We start from the raw sequence: 23,314 nt of genomic DNA, 5'->3' as shown, positions 1-23,314 counted from the left end.
GAAAAGATATTTTCATCATTTTGTGTCTCAAATTATGGATATTTGTAGCAAAATGTCGAAAATTTGTGATTATTAACTCATTTGGTCATACATCGAGAACATTGGCATCATAATCGACATGACAATCACCCCAACAACCCCTGCCAAAAAGACTATCATTATCGGTTCTATCAAGGACTTTAGTCGGTCTGTCCCAGCATCAACCTCTTTTTCATAGAACTCAGCAATTTTCGATAACATCGCATCTAAAGCCCCAGTCCCCTCACCGATCGTAATCATTTGCGTTACTAAGGGAGGAAAGGCCCAATGAGCAATCATTGGCTCAGTCATCGATCTCCCCTTCTCAAGCGAGTTACGGGAATCACGGATAACTTTTGAGATCACCTCATTTTCAACAACCTTTTCAACTATCGACATGGCCTGCAAAATTGGCACAGAGCTGGAAAACAAAGTGCTAAGTGTCCTCATCATTCGTGCTAACTGGGCCTTTTGCAACATTTTCCCGAAAATCGGCATTTTTAAAAATACAAAATCCAAATAGTATTTTGCCTTTTTATTTTTTTTAATAAACACAAAAGATAGATATATTGCAACACAAACGATGACAAGAAACCACCAAAAGGATTGCATAAATTCACTAACCGATAGCACGAATTTAGTAATAGCAGGTAGCTCTAGATCCATATCAGAAAACATGGTTACAAACTTTGGAACTACTCCAACTAATAAGAAAATGACAGCCAAAATAGCAATGACACCGATGACGGCTGGATACATTAGTGCAGATTTAACTTTTTCCCTCGTATGGTGCTGCTTTTCAAAATCCTCAGCCAAGCGTTCAAGTGTCCCATCCATGTTTCCACTGACCTCACCAGCCTTGACCATATTAACAAACATGGAATTAAAGATTTTCGGATGCTTTGAAACAGCGTTAGAAAAAGGATTTCCTTCACGTAATTCCTGTTCAACATCTAGTAATGCGCGTTTTAACCCTTTACTCTCTGTTTGAGCAGCAAGAACCGCTGTCGCCTCTACAATGGTAACCCCGGCCTTCAACAATGTGGCAAATTGCCGTAGGTAAATAACAAAATCCTGCATCTTAACGGGATTTCCAAGAGTTAGTTCCATTGTCATTAATGTCTCTGGAACTTCGGTGATTTCAATTACCCTAACGCCATTATCTTTTAGCTTCACCATGGCCTCGCGTCGGGAGGCTGCCGTAATAACACCCTGCTTTTTCCCGCGTTTGTCTCGTCCGGAATATTTAAATCTAGGCATCCATCATCATCTTTTCTTGTAGATATTTGGTTGCAGCTTCTTTCTGAATGATATTACGGTCAAGCAAGTCTCTAATACTCATTTCTAAGGTATGCATTCCTTGTGCACGCGAAGTTTGCATTGTACTTTGAATTTGATGAATCTTTTCATTTCGAATCAAGTTCGCAATCGCAGGGTTATTCACTAATATCTCGGTGGCTGCCCTACGGCCTTTATTATCAACTGTAGGAAAAAGCCGTTGAGAAATAACCCCTACCAAGACGGACGCTAGCTGAACACGGATTTGCGGCTGCTGTGCCGGCGGGAAGACATCAATAATACGGTTAATGGTTGCCGGTGCGCTGGAGGTATGAAGGGTACCAAAAACAAGGTGCCCCGTTTCCGCTGCTGTGATCGCAATACCAATTGTTTCTAAGTCACGCATTTCCCCCACAAGGATAACGTCTGGATCCTGACGGAGAGCAGCTTTTAAACCACTCGCATAATTTTGGGTATCAAAACCAACTTCACGCTGATCAATAATGGAATTCCCATGTTTATGAAGGTATTCTATTGGGTCTTCTAGGGTTATAATATGTTTCCTCATTGTCCGATTCATATAATCAATCATGGATGCTAGCGTTGTCGACTTACCGCTTCCTGTAGGTCCAGTAACTAGAATAAGTCCTTGTGGCTTTTCGACAAGCTTAGGAATGATTTCCGGCAGATCTAAATCTTCGAGGGTTGGCGTTTTGGATGCAACAACCCTTAGTGCCAGTGAGACACTTTTGCGTTGATGATAGGCATTCACACGGAAGCGGGAAACTCCTGGAATTCCATAAGAAAAATCAAGTTCCCCTTTATCTTTAAATTGACCCCAAAGGTTGTCAGGAATAATTTGTTTGGCTATTGCCTCGGTGTCTGCTGGCAGAAGCATCTCTTTTCCATACCGTTTAATATCTCCATTGATACGAAAAATCGGTGGAACCCCAACTGTTAGATGAATATCAGATGCTTTAAATTCTATTGCGGCCCTAAGAATATTATCGATTCTCTCAGTCATGTCTCATACTCCTACTCTAGAATGGCAACACGTAATACTTCTTCTGTTGTTGTCAAACCTTGTTTTACTTTTAATAACCCATCGTCTATAAGAAAGATGGTTTTATTTTTAACCGCTTGCTCTTTTATTTTTTGAAACGAATTATCATTCATAATGATTCTACGCATGATATCGTCAATGACGAGTACCTCGTGAAGGGCAATTCTTCCTTTATAACCCGTCATATTACAAGAAGGACATCCTTTTCCTCTAATAATCTTATCAATCTTCAAACCACGTCTGGCGAAGATCTCCTTTTCTCTTAAAGAAGGTTCCTGTGCCTCTGCGCAATCGCGGCAAACCTTACGGACAAGACGCTGTGCTACAATACCGCTAACAGATGAGGCAATCATAAACGGCTCTACACCCATATCATTCAAACGGGTAATGGTTCCAAGAGAATCGTTAGTATGAAGGGTACTTAGAACTAAATGCCCGGTTAAGGAAGCACGTATGGCAATTTCCGCGGTCTCTTTATCACGTATCTCTCCGACCATGATAATATTCGGATCCTGCCGGAGAATAGAACGCAGGCCGGCGGCAAATGTCATCCCAACATTAGGATTGACTTGGATTTGATTAATCCCTTCCAATTGATATTCGACTGGATCCTCAATTGTGATGATATTGACCTCTTCATTGTTTAATTTATTTAAAGCCGCATAAAGGGTCGAGGATTTCCCAGAGCCAGTTGGCCCGGTAATCAATACAATTCCGGTTGGCTGTTCAATTAGCGAACTAAACCGTTTAAAGTTAAGGACATTAAATCCAATCTTATTTAAATCATTTAAGGCTGCCCCCATGTCCAACAAACGCATAACAATTTTTTCGCCATAGACTGTGGGTAGTGTCGATACACGCAAATCAATAGGATAAAAATCAAGATGTAATTTTATCCGGCCATCTTGTGGTATCCGGTGTTCCGTTATATCCAGATTGGACATAATTTTAATTCTCGCTGTTAATACGCTTTGCATTTGACGTGGCAATGTCCGTTCCACTCTAAGAACACCGTCGACACGGTAGCGGATCACGATTTTTGTTTCTTGCGGATCGATATGAATATCACTGGCTTTTTGAATAACTGCATTCGTAAGTAGTTGGTTAACCAACCGAACAATCGGTGAATCCTGGTTGGTCACGTTTTCATCCCTAGCCCGATCATTTGCCGCTAGGTCATCAAAAAGTTCCTTAAATCCATCATCATCTTCATAATACTTGTTGATAGTGCGGAGGATATCCTCTTTCGTAGCGATCCCTGCCTCAATCTGAAATCCCGTTGCAAGACGTAAATCATCCATAACAATAAAATCCATCGGATTGACCATCGCCACAAACAGTTTGTTTCCCTCTTTTTTTAGCGGGACAATAAAATTCCTTTTCGCCATATCCTTAGATATCAAGGAAAAAAGGCTGGTGTCAAAAGGGTATTGAACAAGATTAACATGTGGAATTCCCAGCTGATTTTCTAACACCTCAGCTAATTGTTGATCCGTGATATATCCTTTTTGGAGCAATGCCTCGCCAAGTTTCTGACTAGACCCTTTGTCATCTAAGGTCGCAGCAAGTTGTTCCTTTGTAATCAGACCTTGTTCAATTAACAATTCCCCGAGACGTTTCCTTGATTGTTTTCTATTGTTATCAACCTTATTTTGGCTGTTCATTCGGCTTCCCCCAAAGGTCATCAACATTTGAATCTTGAGTTGTAGTACCAGATGTTGAAGTAGTTTGACTTCCATCAGGACTAGTTTCAGTTGAAGGAGTTGATGTTGTTGTAGTTTGACTTCCGGTCGATGCTGTTCCCTGCGTTGTACCAGTTAAGGCATGTATCTCGACTCGATATGCTGGAGAATAATAATCCTCTGAAATGAACTCAGTCTTTAGCAGCATTTCTCCTTGGTACACATCCCGGTAAACTTTTACATATTTGCCATCGGCACCCACGGCTTTAACCACTGAATTACCTGATTTTAAAAGTGGACTATATTGAACAATCGTTTTTGGTTTTAATGACTGTTCATCCTTTTTAATGATTTTATAGTTGTAAAGTAATTTTTCACCTTTTAAGCTGACACTTAATTGATTGTCTTTTACTGTCAGTCCTAGTGTATAGCCTGTTTTATTTGGATTAGTAAAAATTAAATCCATGTTTTTATCGGGACTGACGCGTGCTTCAAATCCTAATTCTGCATAATTAGGAAGTGTACTGCTTATATTTCGGTCTACAATTGTAAAATTAGTTGGAAGTAGTGCTTGATAAATCCCCGTTCCAAGTATACTTAATAGAGAGGGGTCATTTATCTTTTGATTCTTGGCAAAATCTAGAACAGAAAACGTTGCTCCTTCAGCAATCTTAACCTCTGGATTTTTTTCAACTATAACTTGAAGTCCATCAGATACCTCATTTAAGTTAAGAACAGCTTCACTAATAACAACATCCTGATCCGCTGCATTTACCAGCATGAAGTCCTTTGATAGGTTGAAAGTTTGTTCACCATTCTGAAGTGTGGATGCTGACGATTCTGAATTTGTTTTTAGTTTTGTAAAATCAACTTCTTTACTGTTAAGCTCTGGGAAAAGAATACTTACTTGCTCCTCAAGTTGCATAAGATCGATTGAAAAAGTGACAGAGTTGGACTGCCCATCTTTAATTGAATTGATGGTTGTTTCTTTATCTAAGTAAAAAAGGTTCAAATCTAATGGAACAGTCTTATCACTAAATTGAAAAGTAAATTTTGTGTTTTTCAGCCAATCGAGGTACTGTTTCTCTAATAAACTGGCTGCCTCTGCAGCTGTTTTCCCCGATACATCTATGTTACCAATCTTAGTTCCCTCTAAATATTTCCCATTAAGATTAGCCAATTGTTCATATGCCTTTGCTCCAAAGTGAGAGGTACTATAGATAAAGGCAGTACTAAAAAAAAGGACAAACAATAATTTAAAAAACTGAGTGTAACTTTTCATCTCTTTGCCCCCAATCTATCAAACTACTTTTGTAATTTGACTTCCCTCTCCGTATCTTTGTCCTTTTTAGGTTCTTCTGTCCCAGCCGCAGCTTCCTCAGCCGCAAGAAATAAATCTTCTAGGAAATGTTCATCTTTGTCTTCTTCAACAATAATGTCTTTGTCTTCTCTTAAAACTTCTAAATCATTTATTTCCTCAAGCCAGCCTTCATCCTCAGTGCTGATCATTTCAGCTGATTCCTCTTGTAGTAAGTTTTCAATATCTGCTAAATAGCCTTCTTTAGGTAAATCATCCTCAGTTATTTCTGTTTTTTCAGCTTGTTCTATTACATTAAGCACAAAAAGGTCATCTGCCTCTAATTCAAGGCTAATTTCTTCTAATTCTTGTTTTGAATGTTCTTGTACTATTTGCACCTGATTTTCTTCAATATCTGTTAATGAAGGTAATTCTTTTCTGTCTGTATTTAAGTCTAATAATTCTAATTCAGCTGGCATTTCTAATACCCTAGGATTTGATTCAACATACTCGAATTCTTCATCAGCTTCTAGATCGAATGACTTTATTTCTTTACTATATATAACAGCCCCAAACCGAGTATCCATAACATAGGCAGCAATTAAAGCCAATAGAAGTATTATTAACCCTGACTGCCATAATGGGAGGGAATTAACAGTGGTTAGTCCTCCAAGTGCCAGCATAAAACCCGTTAGAGCAACACTAAGCTTTCCTATAAAGGAGAAACCAATCCGTAAAACTGTAAGAATTAAAAGTAAAGCCAAAGTAGCACCAAAGGCCCATAAAAATGAAAGCATAAATGGAATTCCTTTCTTTATTAGACTATTTATCTATTAAAACAACGGACTAATTTCTAAATTTTAAAGATCTTTCGACTATTTATGCATAATTTTGACAAAAAAACACCTTTTAAATATTGTATTATATTTTTTCATAGTAAGAAAGAAGCTTGGTAATATTTTTTTACAAGAAAAAAACCCAATCATCGCTAAAGGGACTAATCCAAAATACCTATTAGCAATAATTGAGGCTTTAATATACTATTTCAATTTTTTAATTACTTTCTCTGGTTGGTTCAGTTGTTATCATTTCCTTTACAGGTGAAAGCCCGGTACCATTATCAACAAAGAGTGGAGAATTATCATAATTAATTTGGACAAATTTAAATATAAAGTTGTCATCATTACCACTTGATGTCAGTGTTCTAGCTATAATCGAACCTGAAAAGGAAGTATTTATAGAGACACTTGCATTGGGTGCGAAGATCATTTTAGGAACTGTATTATCATTACTCAGATAACTTATATTAAATCCTCCGGTAATAATATGTCCAAGCACGCCTTTTCCTTTTGCCGGATCAATCACGATATCCGAGTTTTTCGCATACATGGATCCATAGATTTTCCCGCCAATATTCACTGCCGTACCTTCTAAAAATACATATATTTTTTCAATATTAGAGTCGGTTCCTAGGATATTTCCTTCTGTACCGATTATACTTCCTGCTCCCATATTAATATTCTTTACATAGAATGAAAGTTTACCTGTTCCAACAACTTTAATTTTCCCGTAAACATTTAAGTTGTTTAACACTAAATTTATATTATAACTTCCAACATCAATGGTTAAAGTTTGACCACTGTTAACTGTTAGGGAATTAAATGCGATATCACTGTTCAGGGTTAATGTTTGTTCTGTGGTTGTCATTGAATAATTGTTTGTATTTGTTATCGTAAAGACCGGAAAATCAGGGATGTTTAATGGTGTACTTACATTTGTATAAATATTCCCCGAGACAATTGCTTTGCTACCATTTAGCGTTACCTCACTCATTGTGCCAGATGTACCAATCGATCCGTCAACCGGAACGTTTTTTAAGATTAGACTATCTTTCACAAACAAGACAGTATCGGCCGGTATCGTTACGCTTGTCCGTGGTTTCCAGGACACGTGAAATACCTTAACTACTTTTCTTGTCCGATTGTTAATCTTACCAATAGAAGTTACTTTATAGTCATAACTATATGAAATTGGCGTACTGCTAGGGATTTGTTCAATGGTTGTGGTGGCGACAGGCTGACCGCCTGAAGTTTGTTCAAAATCCTTATATTCTTTTACCGTTCCGACTTCCATTGCATTATTTACCCTTGTAAAAAAATCAGCCCCAGTCACTGACTGGCCATAAGCTTCTTTAAGCTTTGGCTCAATCATATTCATTCGATAAGTAACACCCGACTCAGCAATATAATAGGCAGATTGAGTATCCCGGTCACCACTGCTCATTTTAAGGTTCGTTGATGCAAGACCAATTAAGCTAATTCCCAATATGGAAATAACAACCAGGACTAAAAGAACAACAATTAAGGCTACACCTTTTTCATTATTTAATGATTTAATATGAAGAAAAAATCTTTTCATCTTTTCACCTATTTTCTTATATAGACCGTGCTCGAAAGTGTTGTTTGTGGAAGATTATTAGAAGGTATATTAGCAATAGTAATGGTATACATGTCATCTTTAACCTTTTTAAGAGTAAACGTTTGAATATTTGTAATTAGTGGATTAGCGTTTTTCGTAATGTTTTTATTCTCCAACTTATAAATGTCGACTCCATTGATCTTTAACTGATCATTTGATAGATCCGTATCATCAATATTTATAAAACTTACAGTTGAAGCCTTGCGAATTTCTCTAGTGATAATATTCATTGCCAGCCGGACGTTTGATTGATTTTGAATCTCTGAAGTTTGACTGCTTGACTGTTTTAGTCCAAGTAGATGAACAGAACTAGCTAAGAGCAAAATGATTGATAGAAGAGAAAGAGCAGCTAAAAGTTCAATTAACGTAACACCTTTTTCACTGTTTTGTATTGTTAAATCTACAGTTTTTTCCATGCTTGCAGCATCTCCATTTGAGCTTCAATTTTTGCTTTGGAATTATCCTTATAAACCTTTGCTTTCACTTTTACTAAAGTGCTCCCTGAAGAAGAATTTGCTTCAATATAAACATAATAACCTGGGACAGTTGTTTCAAAGAAAGCTTGGCCATTTAAGTTACTTAACATAGTGTATTTTGGAGTTCCATCAGATTTGGTTAACTTATTTAATTCACTTGGAAAATTTACTAAGTCGGTGGATAGTGCAACTGTTCGGTTTAACTCTTCCATAGTAGATTCGGCCACATATGTTGCACTCATCATATTTTTTGAAATAGCATTAGAACGGGAGGATTGAACTATCATAGTTAACATTGACAAAATAATAATAGAGAGGATAACAATTGAGGCGAGTATTTCTATTAAAGTCATTCCCTTTTCATTCATATACGTCGTCCTTTAATTTCTAGTATATTACAAGCTATGAAGTTTAAATATTTTGTAGTTTTTTGTATAATTTTGATAGTTAATTTCATTTTCAGTTTAACAGTATGATATATGCTTTTCAATAGATTGTATATTGTAAAAAAAATAGGTGACCAAAGAATTTGGTCACCCTCTTAATATTTTCATTTATTTGGATATTTTCCGATCTTTTCGCAAATAAATGGTTTTGCTTCTGAAATAAAATAAAGAGAACCCGTAACAACTAACATTTCGTCTGATCCAAGGCTATTTATCTTCTCAAACAAATATGACTTCCAATCATTTGCTGCCAGTTTTTTTTCTGAATGACTAATTTGATATAATTCCTCCGCCTTGGCAGCGCGATGAAAATCAAAACTGACAAAGGTAATTTGGTTGGCAATTCCATCTAGCATCGCGATCATTTCATCCAGTTTTTTATCCCTTAATGCTGCAAATACGATCTGAATATGTCGGTCACTGTATCTGCTAGACAGTTCATGAACTAAGGCAGTGATTCCTTCCTGATTATGTGCCCCATCAATAATCACCAGCGGATTTTCTGAAAGGATTTCCAATCGTCCTGGCCAATACGCTTCTTTTAGCCCTTTTCGAATCGCTTGTTCGGTTACTTGAAAACCTGCTTGGTTTACATAGTCAGTGGCTAGAACAGCAAGAGCGGCATTTTCCGTCTGGTGCTGTCCGATCATACTAATTTCGAGCTCCTCCAAAGATAGAGATTTCGATTTTAAGGCGAAAACTTCACCTCTGGCAATCGATTCATGTCCGGAAATCTGAAATTCTTTATTGAATCTGAAGATAGGGGCAGACTTCTTTTCTGCCACTTCCTCAATCACCTTTAAGGCACCAGGATGTTTCACAGCCGTAAAGATCGGTGTGTTATTTTTGATAATCCCAGCTTTTTCAAAAGCAATCTCCTCATAGGTATCACCAAGGATATTTGTATGATCTAAACCAATGTTGGTAATAATCGAAGCTAACGGGTGGATGATATTCGTGGAATCAAAGCGCCCGCCTAAACCAACTTCAAAAATAACGATGTCGAGCTTGCTTGCATTGGCGAAATAATAAAAAGCCATCGCCGTAATCACTTCGAACTCAGTAGGTCCTCCTAGTTCCGTTCCCTCTAATTCATCTGCGAGCGGCTTGATAATATTAGTAAGTTCTAATATTTCAGCATCACTAATTGGTTTTCCATTGACACTAATTCGTTCATTAAATTGTTCAATATATGGTGAAGTAAACGTTCCAACAGAGTAACCAGCCGCTTGGAGAATCGATCGTAAAAAGGTAACGGTAGAACCTTTTCCATTGGTCCCGCCCACATGGACGGCCTTAATTTTCTTTTCCGGTGAGCCAAGCTTGTCCATCATCCATTCCATCCGTGTTAAGCCTGGTTTAATCCCTAGTCTTAGTCTCCCATGAATCCAGTCGAGGGCTTCTTGATAAGTAGTAAACAATTTTGGTACACCCCTTTTATGTAAGCGAGACGAACCCAGTGTTGAATTCGTCTCGGCAAATTTGTTATCCTCTTAGCTCTTTAATACGCGCTTCGACCGTGTCTCTTTTTTCTAGATAATCTTTCTCTTTCGCACGTTCCTCTGCCACAACACTTTCAGGGGCTTTTTTCATAAAGCCTTCGTTGCCTAATTTCTTCTGAACGCGGTCTACTTCTTTATTTAATCGGTCTAATTCTTTATTTAGACGAGCAATTTCTTCGTCAATATTAATGAGTCCTTCAAGCGGCAGGATGATTTCTAAGCCTGTAACTACAGCAGTCATTGCTTTTTCAGGTACTTCGATATCTACACCCATTTGCAATTCTTCTGGATTACAAAAACGCTCGATATAGCTGCGGTTGCTTTCTACTGCTTTCAGAACGGATTCATCTTTTGCTTTTACAATCATTTTAATCTTCTTGCTTAATGGTGTATTTACTTCAGCACGAATATTACGTACAGAGCGAATCATTTCTACAAGCAGCTTCATTTCTTGAGCAGCTTGATCATCCGTTAGCTCTGGTTTTACAACCGGCCATGCTGCTGTTGTGATGGATTCACCAGCATGTGGGAGGTTCTGCCAAATTTCTTCAGTGATAAATGGCATGAATGGGTGCAACAAACGCATTGTGTTGTCTAACACATAAGCAAGGATCGAACGCGTTGTTTTCTTAGCTGCTTCATCTTCACCATATAAAGGAAGCTTCGCCATTTCAATGTACCAATCACAGAAGTCATCCCAGATAAAGTTGTATAGTGCACGGCCAACTTCACCGAATTCATAACGCTCAGAAAGTCTTGTCACATGCTCAATCGTTTCATTTAAACGAGTTAAAATCCACTTATCTGCAACAGATTTTTCACCGCTGAAATCAATTTCGTCATATGTTAAGCCATCCATGTTCATTAATGCAAAGCGGGAAGCGTTCCAAATCTTATTGGCAAAATTCCAAGTGGACTCAACTTTTTCAAAGCTAAAACGTAAATCCTGGCCTGGTGAACTTCCTGTCGATAAGAAGTAGCGTAAGGCATCTGCACCATACTTTTCGATAACATCCATTGGATCTACACCGTTACCAAGTGACTTACTCATCTTACGGCCCTGCTCGTCACGTACGAGTCCATGAATAAGAACATCTTTGAATGGACGATCTCCTGTGAACTCGATACTTTGGAAAATCATCCGGGATACCCAGAAGAAGATAATATCGTAACCAGTTACTAGAGCGTCGGTTGGGAAGTAACGCTTAAAATCAGCCGCTTCAGTGTTTGGCCAGCCCATTGTGGAGAACGGCCATAGTGCGGAGCTGAACCATGTATCTAACACGTCTTTATCCTGTTCCCAGTTTTCAGCATCTGCAGGTGCTTCCGTTCCAACATAAACTTCACCTGTTTGTTTGTGGTACCAAGCTGGAATACGATGGCCCCACCAAAGCTGTCTAGAGATACACCAGTCGCGGATATTTTCCATCCAGCGCAGGTACGTTTTTTCAAAACGATCTGGAACGAAATTTACTTTGTTTTCTTTGTTTTGCAAGGCAATCGCTTCGTCTGCTAATGGCTGCATTTTAACGAACCATTGAGTTGAAAGATATGGTTCAACAACAGCACCGCTGCGTTCAGAGTGACCGACAGAATGCATGTGCTCCTCGATTTTGAAGAGAACACCCTGCTCTTGTAAGTCCTTAACAATTTGCTTGCGGCATTCGAAACGATCTAAGCCTTGGTATTTTCCAGCTTTTTCATTCATAGAACCATCTTCGTTCATGACAAGGACACGCTCTAAGTTGTGGCGGTTCCCCACTTCAAAGTCATTTGGATCGTGGGCAGGTGTAATTTTTACAGCCCCTGAACCAAATTCCATATCCACATAATCATCGCCAACAATCGGAATTTCACGGCCAACGATTGGTAGGATAACGGTTTTGCCAATTAAATGCTTGTAACGTTCATCTTCTGGGTGAACGGCAACAGCGGTATCACCGAGCATTGTTTCTGGACGGGTTGTGGCTACTTCAATCTGACCAGAGCCATCTGCTAATGGATAATTCATATGATAAAACGCACCCTGAACATCTTTGTAGATTACTTCGATATCTGACAATGCAGTTTTAGTTGAAGGATCCCAGTTAATAATGTACTCACCGCGGTAGATTAGACCCTTTTTATAAAGGGTGACAAATACTTCTTTAACTGCATCAGATAAGCCCTCATCAAGGGTGAAACGCTCACGGCTATAATCAAGGCCTAAACCTAATTTCGACCATTGCTGACGGATGTGGGAAGCATATTCTTCTTTCCACTTCCATGTTTCTTCAACGAATTTTTCACGGCCTAAATCATAGCGGCTTTTGCCCTCGTTACGAAGTTTTTCTTCTACCTTTGCTTGGGTCGCAATACCCGCATGGTCCATACCAGGCAGCCATAAAACATCATAACCCTGCATACGTTTCATCCGTGTAAGGATATCTTGTAAGGTTGTATCCCAGGCATGACCTAAGTGAAGCTTTCCAGTAACGTTTGGCGGCGGGATAACGATTGTGTACGGCTGTTTGTTTTCGTCATCCTTTGCTTCAAAAAACTTCCCATTCAGCCACCATTCATATCGACCTTTTTCAATTGTTTGCGGATCGTACTTGGTCGGCATTGTTAATTCCTTTGTTTCCATTTTGTTTGTTTCCTCCTTCAAAATTCCGTTAAATACAAAAAACCCCTTCGTCATAAAAGGACGAATGGAGTTTGCTTCGCGGTACCACCTTTTTTCCAATCCAAAAACACGATTGGCTCTTAACTTAGATAACGGATTTTATCCGTCTTCAACTACTAGGATTTCTCCGTTCGCAGAAGAAGCTCATGGGCGACTTTCCAATGTTCTGCATAGGAAATCTTCCAGCTAATGATTTCCCTCTCTTAAAGCAGGAGTGCATTGTACTCTTCCCTGTCGTAGCTCTCATTTTAAATTATATTGTTATACTACCCAAAAAAGGGGAGTGACGTCAATCAGGATGACCAATTTTTTTATTTTTTATACACTATGTAAAGATGAAGAGAACTTCTATAGGCTTTTGGAATATACATAAATAAAAGTTTTATCTTGTTGGGGAGGTTCGAAACGTGAAACGAAACAATTTCCACAAATATAAATACCGTCCCTGGTTTATCACTTCACGCAGGATTGCCGCACAATTGATTGTTCCCTTCAGCATCTTTCAATTTATCCGCACACTGTTTTTACCAACCATTCTCGATGTATTGCTGTTAACCATTTTTCTTGTGATTGCTGTTTCCCTCTATTTTGACATAATTTAAGGAGCCCATCATGCAGGTTATGACTGCTGCTGGGCTCCTTCTTTTGCCTGCTTTCGTTGGTTCTCGATTTCGGTCATCCGCATCACAACATACTCTGAATTTTTCAAGTGCCAATACTTCTCCTGCAGTTTTCGAACAAACTTCATTTCATTCTTTCTTCCTTGTTTCTTGTAATAGCTATCGACCACTTGCATGATCGGAACGGGTAAGGCTAAATAGCTGTTGAATAATAACTTTTCATCCTCTTTATAAGGGAAATACTTAAAGTAATGATACACCCAGTCAATCGCGGTATCACTCCGCTTTGGTCTTGTGTTTAAGGCCCTTGATAAATATGGGAGCAGATCATGGATGGGGGACCCATAACGGGCATTTTCAAAATTAATAAAAAAACCGTACCCCCGGTCATCGTAGAGAAAATGTTCGGGAGATAATTTCCCGTGAGTAATCACCATTCGTGCCTTTTCGTCTTCTTTCGTCGTTTCATACCATTCCTCGAATTTGGCTTTCGAAAACCGGAGCGCCTGGCTGATTTCGTTATAGTATAAGCAATACAACAACTGAAACGGTGACATATAGGTCTTCTTTTCACATTCATCCATGAAGCCATCAAGGAATTCCTGGTGCTTTTCAAGCTGCTGAATGGTGGTTTCGTAGTGCTCAGTACGTTCTTCTTTGTTGACCGTTACTTCCTTCGCAGACAGGGTATGAAGTCTAGCTAACTCTCTAAATAACTCGAAATTTTGCTGATCACGGTTTTCTTTTTGATCATTGGGCATCCACGGCATTAAATAATAAAGATTATTCTCATGTAAAACCGCATACCTGCCATCCATGGTTGGATAGATGGGGACGATGCGGTTGAAGCCTTTTTGATATAGCAGGTGAACATGACGGATGAAATCTGTCCCTGTTGTAGGAGGGATTTTTTTCAGTGCAAAGGTGCCCTTATTAGAATAAACCTTTTGAACAATCCCGTAGTCTTCAACAAAATAAGGCTCGACAAGATAATTTTGTAAAATTGGTGCTATGGATCCTAACCGATTCATTTCGCTCATGAGATGTCATCTCTCTTTCAATGAAAGGCGAAGATTAGTAAAACTTTAAGAAAAATAAGCTGAGCAGGTTGGAAAAAAACCCGCTCATCTTTTTGTTCATCCTCTAATTTTTTGCCAGTGTCCCTGGAATATAAAGAACCTGACCAACAGATACATCTTGATTTAAATCAAGATTATTGACACGGAGTAGGTTCGGAACGGATACATCATAGCGGTCTGCTAAGCTAGCAACCGTATCCCCTTTTTGAACAATGCAAACCTTTAATTTCGTTTGGCCTGTTCTTTCATCCTTACGGGCAAAGAACTCTGTCAACGTCATACTTTTCTTCTTAGCAACCTTCTTCTTTTTCACTGCTTTTGGCGGCTCTTCTGAAGAAGAAGATGAACTTTCCTCAGAAATTTCCACTTCTGCAACAATAATTTCTTCATGGTGCTGTGGAGCGTGATCTTTCACTACAATAACTTCTGCGGTCGTTTCAACCGCTTCAGGATGGCTCCCTTCACTCCTAGCCTCCTGCAAATTCCATGCAGGAGAATACTCTTCTGTCTCTTCCTCCTCTTCTTCCTCGACCTGAGGATGATAATTGAAGGTAGGGAAATTCGGTAAGATTTCAACTGGTTCTTCTTCTTCCTGCGGTTTCCTTGCTTCGGCTTCAAACAAGAAGTTGTTTTCAAAGCTGCTATGGACGGCAGGTTGTTCTACTTCCACTTCTTCCTCTTCATAACGGTGAAGCACTTCAAACTCTTGCTCTTCCTCTTGCTGCTGCTGTTCAACTTGTTCATTCCCATATAAGCCACTAATCGTTAACTCGGCGGAAAGCTTGATGCAGCTGCGCTCTGGGATGGAATAATCAAATGATTCTACAAGGACGTCAATATCATAGATGCTTTGAATCCGATTATTCGGAATCGTGATATCGACTGGGAATCTGTGCGAAAATTCACAGGATCCCGCCTCTTCCAGTTCAGCTACTCTCTCGACAAATTTTTGGGAGGTAACCCCTTCCTCTTCACTCACTTCGCTTGCTTCGTAACTTTTATATTCGCCAGTTAGTTGGAGCGAACCACGTATGGTTACGTACTGATCGTTTTCCTGGATGGTGATGTCCGGGTCTAGGGAAATCGAAATGAGTTCCTCGACTTCCTGTCCTTTTCTAAACCACAATGACTCCTCCAAGGAAAATCGCAGACACGATTGATTCTCTTGGGACAAAGCGACTCCTCCTTTCGTATCCTCCACGCAAAATCACTATGTCACTTAAACTCTATGTGGGAGGACAATTTTTTATGATAAAAATGGTATTCTGACTTGCAAAAAGAAATGTTTTTGATGGGCTCTTTATTCTGTTTGGCTGATTTTTCAGTTAGATTGGCTCGTTTTAGGTGATAATTGGCTCATTTTTCGGCGGGTTTGGCTCATTTTTGAACATGATTGTCTCATTTTCTTTGCTTATTGGATAATTTTCCACTTACACCCAATTATGAAAAAAAAAAAAAAAAATACACCCACTCTTAACAAAGCGGGTGCAAAAACAGTTATTATTTAAGTTTCGAGAAAGCAACTTCAGCTGCTTGAATCGTTTTTTCAATATCCTCATCAGAGTGCTCTACGGATAGGAATAAGCCTTCAAACTGAGATGGTGGTAAGAATACCCCTTGATTAGCCATTTCGCGATAATAGGCCGCAAAGAAGTCTAAATTAGATGTCTTTGCTTTTTCATAGTTAATGACAGCTTCGTTCGTGAAGAAGAAACCAATCATCGAACCTGCACGGTTAAAACTAATTGGAATATCATACTTTTCAGCCGCTGCTTCAAAACCTTTTTGCAGCAGATCACCTTTGCGGATAAACTCTTGATAGTGCTCAGGTGTTAATTGGCTTAATGTTTCAAGACCTGCCGTCATTGCAAGCGGGTTACCTGAGAGTGTCCCTGCCTGGTAAATTGGGCCGCTTGGAGCGATTTGCTGCATGATTTCAGCTTTACCACCGTAAGCACCAACAGGAAGTCCGCCGCCGATGACTTTTCCAAGACAGGTAATGTCAGGCGTTATATTAAAATAGCCTTGTGCACAGTTGTAGCCGACACGGAAACCGGTCATAACTTCATCAAAAATGAGTAACGAACCATTGGCTGTTGTCAGCTCACGAAGACCTTCTAAGAAGCCTGGAAGTGGCGGAACAAGACCCATGTTTCCAGCCACTGGCTCCACGATAATACATGCAATATCATCGCCAAATTGCTCAAATGCATATTTAACACTTTCAAGATCATTATAAGGAACCGTAATCGTATTTTTAGCAATCCCTTCAGGAACACCTGGGCTGTCAGGCAGCCCTAATGTAGCGACACCTGAACCTGCTTTAATTAATAAGGAGTCGCCATGGCCATGGTAGCAGCCTTCGAATTTTAAAATTTTGTTGCGGCCTGTATAGCCTCGTGCTAATCGAAGTGCACTCATTGTCGCTTCCGTTCCGGAGTTGACCATTCTGACTACTTCAATCGACGGCACGCGCTCAATTACAAGTTGTGCTAATTTTGTTTCTAACTCAGTTGGGGCACCAAAGCTTGTCCCGAATTCAGCTGTTTTTTTCAAGGCCTCGACGACACGATCATTGGAATGCCCTAAAATCAGCGGACCCCACGATAGTACATAATCGATATATTCATTGCCGTCTATATCATATATTTTTGACCCTTTGCCTCTTTCCATAAAGATCGGGCTCATATTAACGGATTTAAAGGCACGAACCGGGCTGTTCACACCGCCAGGCATTAGATTTTGGGCTTCTTTAAATGCTTCAATCGATTTGGTATACGAACGCATTCTTTTCCCTCATTTCAAGTGTTGTTTATTCCGCTTCTTTTAACCAGCGGCATGCATCTTTTGCATGATATGTGATGATTAGGTCAGCGCCAGCACGCTTCATGCCAACCAGCATTTCCATTACTGTATTTTTCTCGTCAATCCAGCCATTTTGCGCGGCAGCTTTAATCATGGCATACTCACCGCTTACGTTATAGATAACAACAGGCAGATTAAAGTTGTTTTTTACATCCCGGACGATGTCTAGGTATGGCATACCAGGCTTCACGATTAAGAAGTCTGCGCCTTCTGCCACATCGGATTCTGCTTCTCTGAAAGCTTCAAGGCGGTTTGCTGGGTCCATTTGGTAAGTTTTCCGGTCACCGAACTGTGGTGCACCCTCGGCAGCTTCACGGAACGGTCCGTAGAATGCGGACGCATATTTAACGGCATAAGACATGATTGGAATCTCAGTAAATCCTGCCTCATCTAATCCCGCGCGAATTGCAGCAACAAACCCGTCCATCATGTTTGAAGGGGCAATAATGTCAGCACCTGCTTTTGCTTGGGCGACAGCTGTTTTTACGAGTAAATCAAGGGATTGGTCGTTAAGGATTTTGTCTCCTTCAACCATTCCGCAATGTCCATGGTCGGTATATTCACAGAGACAGGTATCTGCAACGATGATGATTTCTGGAAAATGTTCTTTTATGTAACGGGTTGCGATTTGAACGATCCCATGGTCATGAAAGGCTTGCGTTCCGCAGGCATCTTTTGTGGTTGGGATTCCGAATAGTAATACAGACTTGATACCGTGTGCAACGATGTCTTCCATTTCTGCTTGAAGATTGTCCATTGATACTTGGAATACTCCCGGCATAGATGAGACTTCTTTACGGATATTTTCGCCTTCATATATAAATAACGGATAAATGAAGTCTTCTGGTCTAATGTGATTTTCTCTTACAAGCGCACGCATATTAGCACTTGTCCGTAGTCGGCGGTGACGTTGAAATTGAAGTTCCATTCTATTTTTACCTCCAAATATTTTAATTTAAGTTTGTTACTGGCGGATAACTTTCGTTTAGTGGCGGATACGCTCAGTTATCTGGCGAATGGCGTCTATTTACTGGCGGATAGCAAACAATTCCTGGCGGATAAACCACGATATCTGACGCATAGCTCAATTTTACTGGCGCACGTCTACTTTTTACTGGCGGATACCCATCATCAACCTTCATTCTCAAGATAACCAATCGTGCTCTCCATCATATCCTTCACGGTATACCGCTCCGGTGACGCATGCACCGTTAAACCATACTCAAGCAGCTGTTTTTCCGTAACGGGTCCAATACAGCCGATTATACATTTTTTCAACTGCTCCTCCAAACCGTACTCCTTCACGACCTCCATGAGGTGATCAACCGTCGAAGGACTAGTAAAGGTGAGGATATCCAGTTCATTTTCTGAAAGCATCTGGGCCAGCTTCAAACGGCTTTCCTCAGGCAAATACGTCTCATAAATAACCACTTCATCGACTTGTGCCCCTGCCGCCGTTAACGAATTGGCAATATACTTCCGAGCCAAGTTGCCTTTTGGGAGCAAAATCTTGGCTGGGGCATCAACTAGAGGTAAAAACTCCTCGACAAACTCCTCGGCAACATAGGCCGAAGGGACAAATGCCGGGTGAATCCCCCTTTCCAGCAAGACCTCGGCCGTTTTCTTCCCGATTACCGCAATTTTAGGCAATCCAGCTGCATCACTATCGCAAAAAGAAAAAAAAGTTTCGACCGTGACATTGCTCGTAAAGATAATCCAGTCATATGTACCAATGGCCTCCAAACATACTTGAAGACGTTGATTTTTTTCAATCGGTCGAAAGGCAATTAGAGGGATTTCAACAGGAATCCCTCCATACCTCTCGACTAGCTTTGAGAATGATTTTGCTTGACCTCGTCCTCTAGGAACAAGAACCTTTTTATCAAGCAAAGCGCAAGTTTTACTCACGACCTTCAAGCTCCCGCTTAACTCGATCAATCAGGTCCTTGGCTCCTTTTTTAATTAATAAATCAGCAGCCTGCATTCCGAGCTCTTCCGGATTTTGTCCGCGAAGTTCTTCTCTGAAAATCTCTTGACCTTCTGGTGAGCCGACTAAAACATTTAAGATTACTTCATCATTTTCGTTTACTTGTGCAAAGCCGGCAATCGGCACCTGGCAGCCGCCCTCCATTTTGTGAAGGAACGCCCGTTCAGCACGAACGGCTTTTTCTGTTTTTTTACAAGTGAATTTTTCAAACAGCTCTAGCAGCTCCTTATCGTCCTCACGGCATTCAATGGATAATGCCCCTTGACCCACTGCAGGAACACAAATATCAGCATCAATAAATTCCGTTACGACTTCCTTCGCCCAGCCAAGACGGGATAGACCTGCAGCAGCTAGAATAATGGCATCGTATTCACCTGATTCTAATTTTTCTAATCTCGTATCCACATTTCCGCGAATCCATTTAATCTCTAAATCAGGACGCTGAGCTAAAAGCTGGGAGCTGCGGCGAAGACTGCTTGTACCGATGATGGCACCTGGCTTTAAGTCATTCAATTTCACATGGCCCTTCGAAATCAATGCGTCACGGTGATCTTCACGGAATGGAATGCAGCCGATCGTTAATCCTTCAGGAAGGACTGCCGGCATATCTTTCATACTATGGACAGCCATATCAATCTCTTTATCAAGCATAGCCTGTTCGATTTCTTTAACAAATAATCCTTTTCCGCCAACCTTTGAAAGGGTTACATCTTGAATCTTATCACCTTTGGTCACAATTTCTTTGACCTCAAATTCAAAATTGGGATTTAGCTTTTTAAGCTGGTCAATTACCCAATTCGTTTGTGTTAACGCCAATTTGCTTCGTCTAGAACCAACAATAATTTTTCTCATGATTGCCTCCTAAGTTATGCATACCATAAATGAAATGATGATAATCGACCAAATAAGAAAAAGTTTATTAGGACAATTAAAAAGGACGCTGTATTCCAAATGGCTAATTGTCTGCCAGAGAGATTTTTTACAATCCGCAGGTATAAATAAATACTATAGGCTGAAAGTAACAGGAATGAACCAATAATTTTCATATCGTACCACGGCATTCCCGGAACCTTAAGAAATGCCCACTGGAGACCTAAAATTAGACTGAGAAGCAGCATCGGAACGCCAATAACAGCGAATATGTATGATAATTTTTCAAGTTTCTCCAAGTCAGCAAGCCGGATTAGGCGTGTTCCCCATTTTTTCCGTTTCAATAAATCGTATTGAAGTAAATATAAAGATGAAAATACAAATGATAGAGAAAAGGCTCCGTAAGAAAGAATCGCCATCGTAATGTGAATTAACAGCAGTTCAGATACAAGCTTAGTTGCAAGAGTATGTGAATGGTATTGCATCGGCACAAAAGTATGGATGGCCATGACGGTAAATCCAAGTATATTAGTAAAAAAAACGATAAAATCGACCCGTAATAAGTGATTGATAATAATCGACAATGTTACTAAAACCCAGGCATAAAAATAGAGTCCCTCAAAAATGGTTAGTACAGGGAACCTGCCTGTAGTTATCATATATAAAGAGAGAAAGACGGTTTGCAATATCCATACAAATGCAAGTAACCAGAAAGCAATACGGTTTGCCTTCCGGTTATGGTGAATGAAGTCGAAAAAATATAACAACACACTGAAGGCATATAGAACAACTGTAAATTCGTGAAGCCTTGTCAAAAGAGTGTTAAACATAGCAACAACCCCTTATGACTGAAAAGAAGCCTGAACTTCTCCAACCGGCATTTTATTCGTTTTAGCTGCTCTCGAATGTTGTTCCTGAACAAGCCCTTCAATATTAAAGATCTTCATAAACAATTCCATTGTCTGATCTGCATCTGGTCTTGCCGCCAATTCTTTTGCTTGTAAAATAGGATCCTTTAAGAGCTGATTAATGATGCTCTTTGTATGTTTATTTAGGACTTTAATATCATGTTCGCTTAGGTTTGGCAGTTTCCGTTCAAGACTAACCATCGTTTCTGCTTGAATCGCCAGTGCTTTTTCACGAAGTGCAGAGATAACAGGGACCACTCCAAGCGTGCCTAGCCACTGTTTAAAATCGACAATTTCCTTTTCGATCATGAGCCTGATTTTCGCTGCGGCTTTTTGACGCTCCTGCAAGTTTGCTTCAACAATGCCTTCTAAATCGTCAATATCGTATAAAAAAACATTATCAAGTTCAGCTATTCTTGGGTCTAAATCACGAGGTACCGCAATATCGACCATAAACAGCGGTTTCCCTTTCCGCTTTTTCTCGACTTTTGCGATTAACTCTTTTGAAATAACCAAATCCTTAGCACCTGTTGAACTGATTAGGATATCAGCCTTTACCAGTGATTTCTCTAATTCAGTAATATTTTTTGCCTCACCGTCAAAACGGCTTGCAAGTGCTTGTGCTTTTTCATACGTACGATTAATCACGGTTACCTGTTTCACACCGTTGCCGTGTAAGTTCTGAGCAGCCAGTTCACCCATTTTTCCAGCGCCAAAGATTAAGACATGCTTATTCTCAAGCGAACCAAAAATCTTCTTCGCTAGTTCAACCGCTGCATAGCTGACAGAAACAGCATTGGCGCCAATATCTGTTTCAGAATGTGCTCGTTTTGCAAGCGTAACGGCTTGTTTAAAGAGGTGTTTAAACACGGAGCCTATGGTTTCCTCCTGTTGTGCTAACAAAAAGCTTGTTCGTACCTGTCCGAGAATTTGAGTTTCTCCGAGAACCATGGAATTTAGTCCACATGTTACATTGAATAAGTGGTCTACTGCACCCTCATCCTCATAAACAAAGAGGAACGGTGAAAATTCCGCTTGCTCGATTCCGAACCATTCAGACAGAAATTCTTTTATATAATAACGGCCTGTATGAAGCTGATCCACGACCGCATAAATTTCTGTACGATTACATGTAGACAAGATGATATTTTCTAGGATGCTCTTTTTTGAATTTAATTGTTTTATCGCATCCACAAGATCGGTTTCATTAAAGGTCAACCGCTCACGGATTTCAACAGGGGCAGTTTTATAGTTAAGACCGACGACGACTATATGCATTTGTTTATTACACCCCCAAAGAGTTTACAGTATTATCTAGTATAATTATATCACGAGCAATTTCGAATTTTGCTCGAAAATGTGAACATAAAATGACACAATATGCTAATATAAAATAAACTCGCTTGATTACGAGCCTTATAATAAGACTTTAGCATAGATTCCTTTACATATTCTTAAGTATGAAAATAAATAGGATTTCTAATATACTTCCCTATGTACAGTACCAAAAAAATAGAATAGATTCAAGTGAACCTTACTGGAAGTGGTGGTGTTTTTAATGAAAAACCAACGAATTTTCCCTGGGATTATCCTAATCGGATTTGGGGCGTATTTTCTACTACAGCAGACAGGCTTTACTCTTTTTCAACAATTTTATACATGGCCGACACTGCTTATTATTGTCGGTGCCGCTTTTTTAGGTCAGGGGTACTCTGCACACGAATATGATGCGATTCTCCCTGGAGTTATTATGACTGGATTTGGCCTGCATTTTCACCTTTCAGGACATCTAGCCTTTTGGCCGACGAACACGATTGGCATGTTAATTTTAATTATATCTGTAGGCTTCTTTCTTCGATTTCAAAAAACAAACACAGGCCTGTTTCAAGCCCTCCTTTTTCTCATTATAGCGGTTCTTTTACTGTTTTATGATAAAATTGCCGGCTATTTTGGCCTGCTGCAAAACGGGATGAATTTAGTCTGGAAATTTTGGCCTGCCCTTTTAATTGTTGTTGGTATTTATTTTTTACTAAAAAAGAAAAAATAACCGCTTTATGCAGATAGAACTGCCTAGGCGGTT

The 23,314-nt window shown here is 39.8% G+C and carries 20 protein-coding genes and 1 other annotated feature; of the genes, 2 read left to right on the top strand and 18 right to left on the bottom strand.

Translation table 11 applies throughout. The features are described from left to right. Positions 1-72: 72 nt before the first annotated feature. The 10 genes from COD92_RS04250 to COD92_RS04205 form a co-directional block, all read right to left on the bottom strand. Positions 73-1,278: a type II secretion system F family protein gene (locus COD92_RS04250; protein ID WP_098529832.1), complete on the bottom strand. Its 1,206-nt coding sequence runs from the start codon at positions 1,276-1,278 to the stop codon at positions 73-75. Then, entirely contained in the window at positions 1,271-2,320 is a 1,050-nt protein-coding gene (locus COD92_RS04245; protein WP_098529831.1) for a type IV pilus twitching motility protein PilT, read from the bottom strand. Before COD92_RS04245 ends, COD92_RS04250 begins: the two co-directional genes overlap by 8 nt. An 11-nt stretch (positions 2,321-2,331) precedes the next feature. Further along, positions 2,332-4,023 carry a GspE/PulE family protein gene (locus COD92_RS04240; RefSeq protein ID WP_098529830.1) on the bottom strand — a complete coding sequence of 564 codons (1,692 nt, stop codon included), beginning with the start codon at positions 4,021-4,023 and terminating at the stop codon, positions 2,332-2,334. Continuing rightward, the gene (locus tag COD92_RS04235; RefSeq protein ID WP_098529829.1) at positions 4,007-5,323 is read right to left on the bottom strand and encodes a VanW family protein; all 1,317 of its coding nucleotides are present in this window, start codon (positions 5,321-5,323) and stop codon (positions 4,007-4,009) included. Before COD92_RS04235 ends, COD92_RS04240 begins: the two co-directional genes overlap by 17 nt. Before the next feature lie 23 nt (positions 5,324-5,346). Further along, positions 5,347-6,135 carry a hypothetical protein gene (locus COD92_RS04230; RefSeq protein ID WP_098529828.1) on the bottom strand — a complete coding sequence of 263 codons (789 nt, stop codon included), beginning with the start codon at positions 6,133-6,135 and terminating at the stop codon, positions 5,347-5,349. A gap of 256 nt (positions 6,136-6,391) precedes the next feature. Next, complete coding sequence (locus COD92_RS04225) at positions 6,392-7,756, bottom strand: PilX N-terminal domain-containing pilus assembly protein (protein WP_098529827.1); 1,365 nt, start codon at positions 7,754-7,756, stop codon at positions 6,392-6,394. A gap of 8 nt (positions 7,757-7,764) precedes the next feature. After that, on the bottom strand, positions 7,765-8,232 hold the full coding sequence (locus tag COD92_RS04220) for a prepilin-type N-terminal cleavage/methylation domain-containing protein (protein ID WP_098529826.1): 468 nt from the start codon (positions 8,230-8,232) through the stop codon (positions 7,765-7,767). Next, positions 8,217-8,660, bottom strand: coding sequence for a prepilin-type N-terminal cleavage/methylation domain-containing protein (locus tag COD92_RS04215; RefSeq protein WP_098529825.1), 444 nt, complete (start codon positions 8,658-8,660; stop codon positions 8,217-8,219). Before COD92_RS04215 ends, COD92_RS04220 begins: the two co-directional genes overlap by 16 nt. Positions 8,661-8,842: 182 nt before the next feature. Next, entirely contained in the window at positions 8,843-10,159 is a 1,317-nt protein-coding gene (locus COD92_RS04210) for a bifunctional folylpolyglutamate synthase/dihydrofolate synthase (protein ID WP_098529824.1), read from the bottom strand. Positions 10,160-10,223: 64 nt separating this feature from the next. Further along, positions 10,224-12,866, bottom strand: coding sequence for a valine--tRNA ligase (locus tag COD92_RS04205; protein ID WP_098530110.1), 2,643 nt, complete (start codon positions 12,864-12,866; stop codon positions 10,224-10,226). A gap of 53 nt (positions 12,867-12,919) precedes the next feature. Continuing rightward, positions 12,920-13,152 (bottom strand) — a binding site (T-box leader). Between the two features lie 160 nt (positions 13,153-13,312). Between COD92_RS04205 and COD92_RS04200 the strand changes: the two genes are divergently transcribed. Next, a complete protein-coding gene (locus COD92_RS04200; RefSeq protein ID WP_098529823.1) occupies positions 13,313-13,507 on the top strand; it encodes a hypothetical protein in 195 nt (64 codons plus the stop codon). 17 nt (positions 13,508-13,524) lie between these two features. Here COD92_RS04200 and ysxE read toward each other — a convergent pair whose 3' ends face one another. The 8 genes from ysxE to hemA form a co-directional block, all read right to left on the bottom strand. Next, positions 13,525-14,565: a spore coat protein YsxE gene (ysxE, locus tag COD92_RS04195; RefSeq protein ID WP_098529822.1), complete on the bottom strand. Its 1,041-nt coding sequence runs from the start codon at positions 14,563-14,565 to the stop codon at positions 13,525-13,527. A 103-nt stretch (positions 14,566-14,668) separates the two neighbouring features. Continuing rightward, the gene (spoVID, locus tag COD92_RS04190) at positions 14,669-15,805 is read right to left on the bottom strand and encodes a stage VI sporulation protein D (protein WP_255286625.1); all 1,137 of its coding nucleotides are present in this window, start codon (positions 15,803-15,805) and stop codon (positions 14,669-14,671) included. Positions 15,806-16,104: 299 nt separating this feature from the next. After that, positions 16,105-17,391: a glutamate-1-semialdehyde 2,1-aminomutase gene (gene hemL / locus COD92_RS04185; protein ID WP_098529820.1), complete on the bottom strand. Its 1,287-nt coding sequence runs from the start codon at positions 17,389-17,391 to the stop codon at positions 16,105-16,107. Positions 17,392-17,416: 25 nt separating this feature from the next. Beyond that, positions 17,417-18,397: a porphobilinogen synthase gene (hemB, locus tag COD92_RS04180; RefSeq protein WP_098529819.1), complete on the bottom strand. Its 981-nt coding sequence runs from the start codon at positions 18,395-18,397 to the stop codon at positions 17,417-17,419. Positions 18,398-18,600: 203 nt separating this feature from the next. After that, positions 18,601-19,377 (bottom strand): uroporphyrinogen-III synthase, encoded by a 777-nt coding sequence (locus tag COD92_RS04175; RefSeq protein ID WP_098529818.1) that lies wholly within the window; start codon positions 19,375-19,377, stop codon positions 18,601-18,603. Beyond that, the gene (gene hemC, locus COD92_RS04170; RefSeq protein WP_098529817.1) at positions 19,370-20,308 is read right to left on the bottom strand and encodes a hydroxymethylbilane synthase; all 939 of its coding nucleotides are present in this window, start codon (positions 20,306-20,308) and stop codon (positions 19,370-19,372) included. Before hemC ends, COD92_RS04175 begins: the two co-directional genes overlap by 8 nt. Before the next feature lie 14 nt (positions 20,309-20,322). Then, positions 20,323-21,156, bottom strand: a complete 834-nt coding sequence (locus COD92_RS04165; protein WP_098529816.1) for a cytochrome C assembly family protein — start codon at positions 21,154-21,156, stop codon at positions 20,323-20,325. 12 nt (positions 21,157-21,168) lie between these two features. Further along, positions 21,169-22,512, bottom strand: coding sequence for a glutamyl-tRNA reductase (hemA, locus tag COD92_RS04160; RefSeq protein WP_098529815.1), 1,344 nt, complete (start codon positions 22,510-22,512; stop codon positions 21,169-21,171). A 280-nt stretch (positions 22,513-22,792) separates the two neighbouring features. Between hemA and COD92_RS04155 the strand changes: the two genes are divergently transcribed. Continuing rightward, on the top strand, positions 22,793-23,281 hold the full coding sequence (locus COD92_RS04155; protein ID WP_098529814.1) for a LiaI-LiaF-like domain-containing protein: 489 nt from the start codon (positions 22,793-22,795) through the stop codon (positions 23,279-23,281). Positions 23,282-23,314: the final 33 nt, after the last annotated feature.

The sequence above is a fragment of the Bacillus sp. AFS037270 genome, from assembly GCF_002585305.1.
The sequence above is the reverse complement of the archived record's forward strand: the minus strand, read 5'-3'. Positions and strand labels throughout refer to the sequence as shown.

Coding starts and splice junctions, on each gene's coding strand:
- COD92_RS04215 (WP_098529825.1), bottom strand. CDS start 8,660: ATGAATGAAAAGGGAATGACTTTAATAGAAATACTCGCCTCAATTGTT.
- hemB (WP_098529819.1), bottom strand. CDS start 18,397: ATGGAACTTCAATTTCAACGTCACCGCCGACTACGGACAAGTGCTAAT.
- COD92_RS04245 (WP_098529831.1), bottom strand. CDS start 2,320: ATGACTGAGAGAATCGATAATATTCTTAGGGCCGCAATAGAATTTAAA.
- COD92_RS04205 (WP_098530110.1), bottom strand. CDS start 12,866: ATGGAAACAAAGGAATTAACAATGCCGACCAAGTACGATCCGCAAACA.
- ysxE (WP_098529822.1), bottom strand. CDS start 14,565: ATGAGCGAAATGAATCGGTTAGGATCCATAGCACCAATTTTACAAAAT.
- COD92_RS04225 (WP_098529827.1), bottom strand. CDS start 7,756: ATGAAAAGATTTTTTCTTCATATTAAATCATTAAATAATGAAAAAGGT.
- COD92_RS04235 (WP_098529829.1), bottom strand. CDS start 5,323: ATGAAAAGTTACACTCAGTTTTTTAAATTATTGTTTGTCCTTTTTTTT.
- hemL (WP_098529820.1), bottom strand. CDS start 17,391: ATGCGTTCGTATACCAAATCGATTGAAGCATTTAAAGAAGCCCAAAAT.
- COD92_RS04220 (WP_098529826.1), bottom strand. CDS start 8,232: ATGGAAAAAACTGTAGATTTAACAATACAAAACAGTGAAAAAGGTGTT.
- hemC (WP_098529817.1), bottom strand. CDS start 20,308: ATGAGAAAAATTATTGTTGGTTCTAGACGAAGCAAATTGGCGTTAACA.
- hemA (WP_098529815.1), bottom strand. CDS start 22,512: ATGCATATAGTCGTCGTCGGTCTTAACTATAAAACTGCCCCTGTTGAA.
- COD92_RS04250 (WP_098529832.1), bottom strand. CDS start 1,278: ATGCCTAGATTTAAATATTCCGGACGAGACAAACGCGGGAAAAAGCAG.
- COD92_RS04155 (WP_098529814.1), top strand. CDS start 22,793: ATGAAAAACCAACGAATTTTCCCTGGGATTATCCTAATCGGATTTGGG.
- COD92_RS04165 (WP_098529816.1), bottom strand. CDS start 21,156: ATGTTTAACACTCTTTTGACAAGGCTTCACGAATTTACAGTTGTTCTA.
- COD92_RS04240 (WP_098529830.1), bottom strand. CDS start 4,023: ATGAACAGCCAAAATAAGGTTGATAACAATAGAAAACAATCAAGGAAA.
- COD92_RS04230 (WP_098529828.1), bottom strand. CDS start 6,135: ATGCTTTCATTTTTATGGGCCTTTGGTGCTACTTTGGCTTTACTTTTA.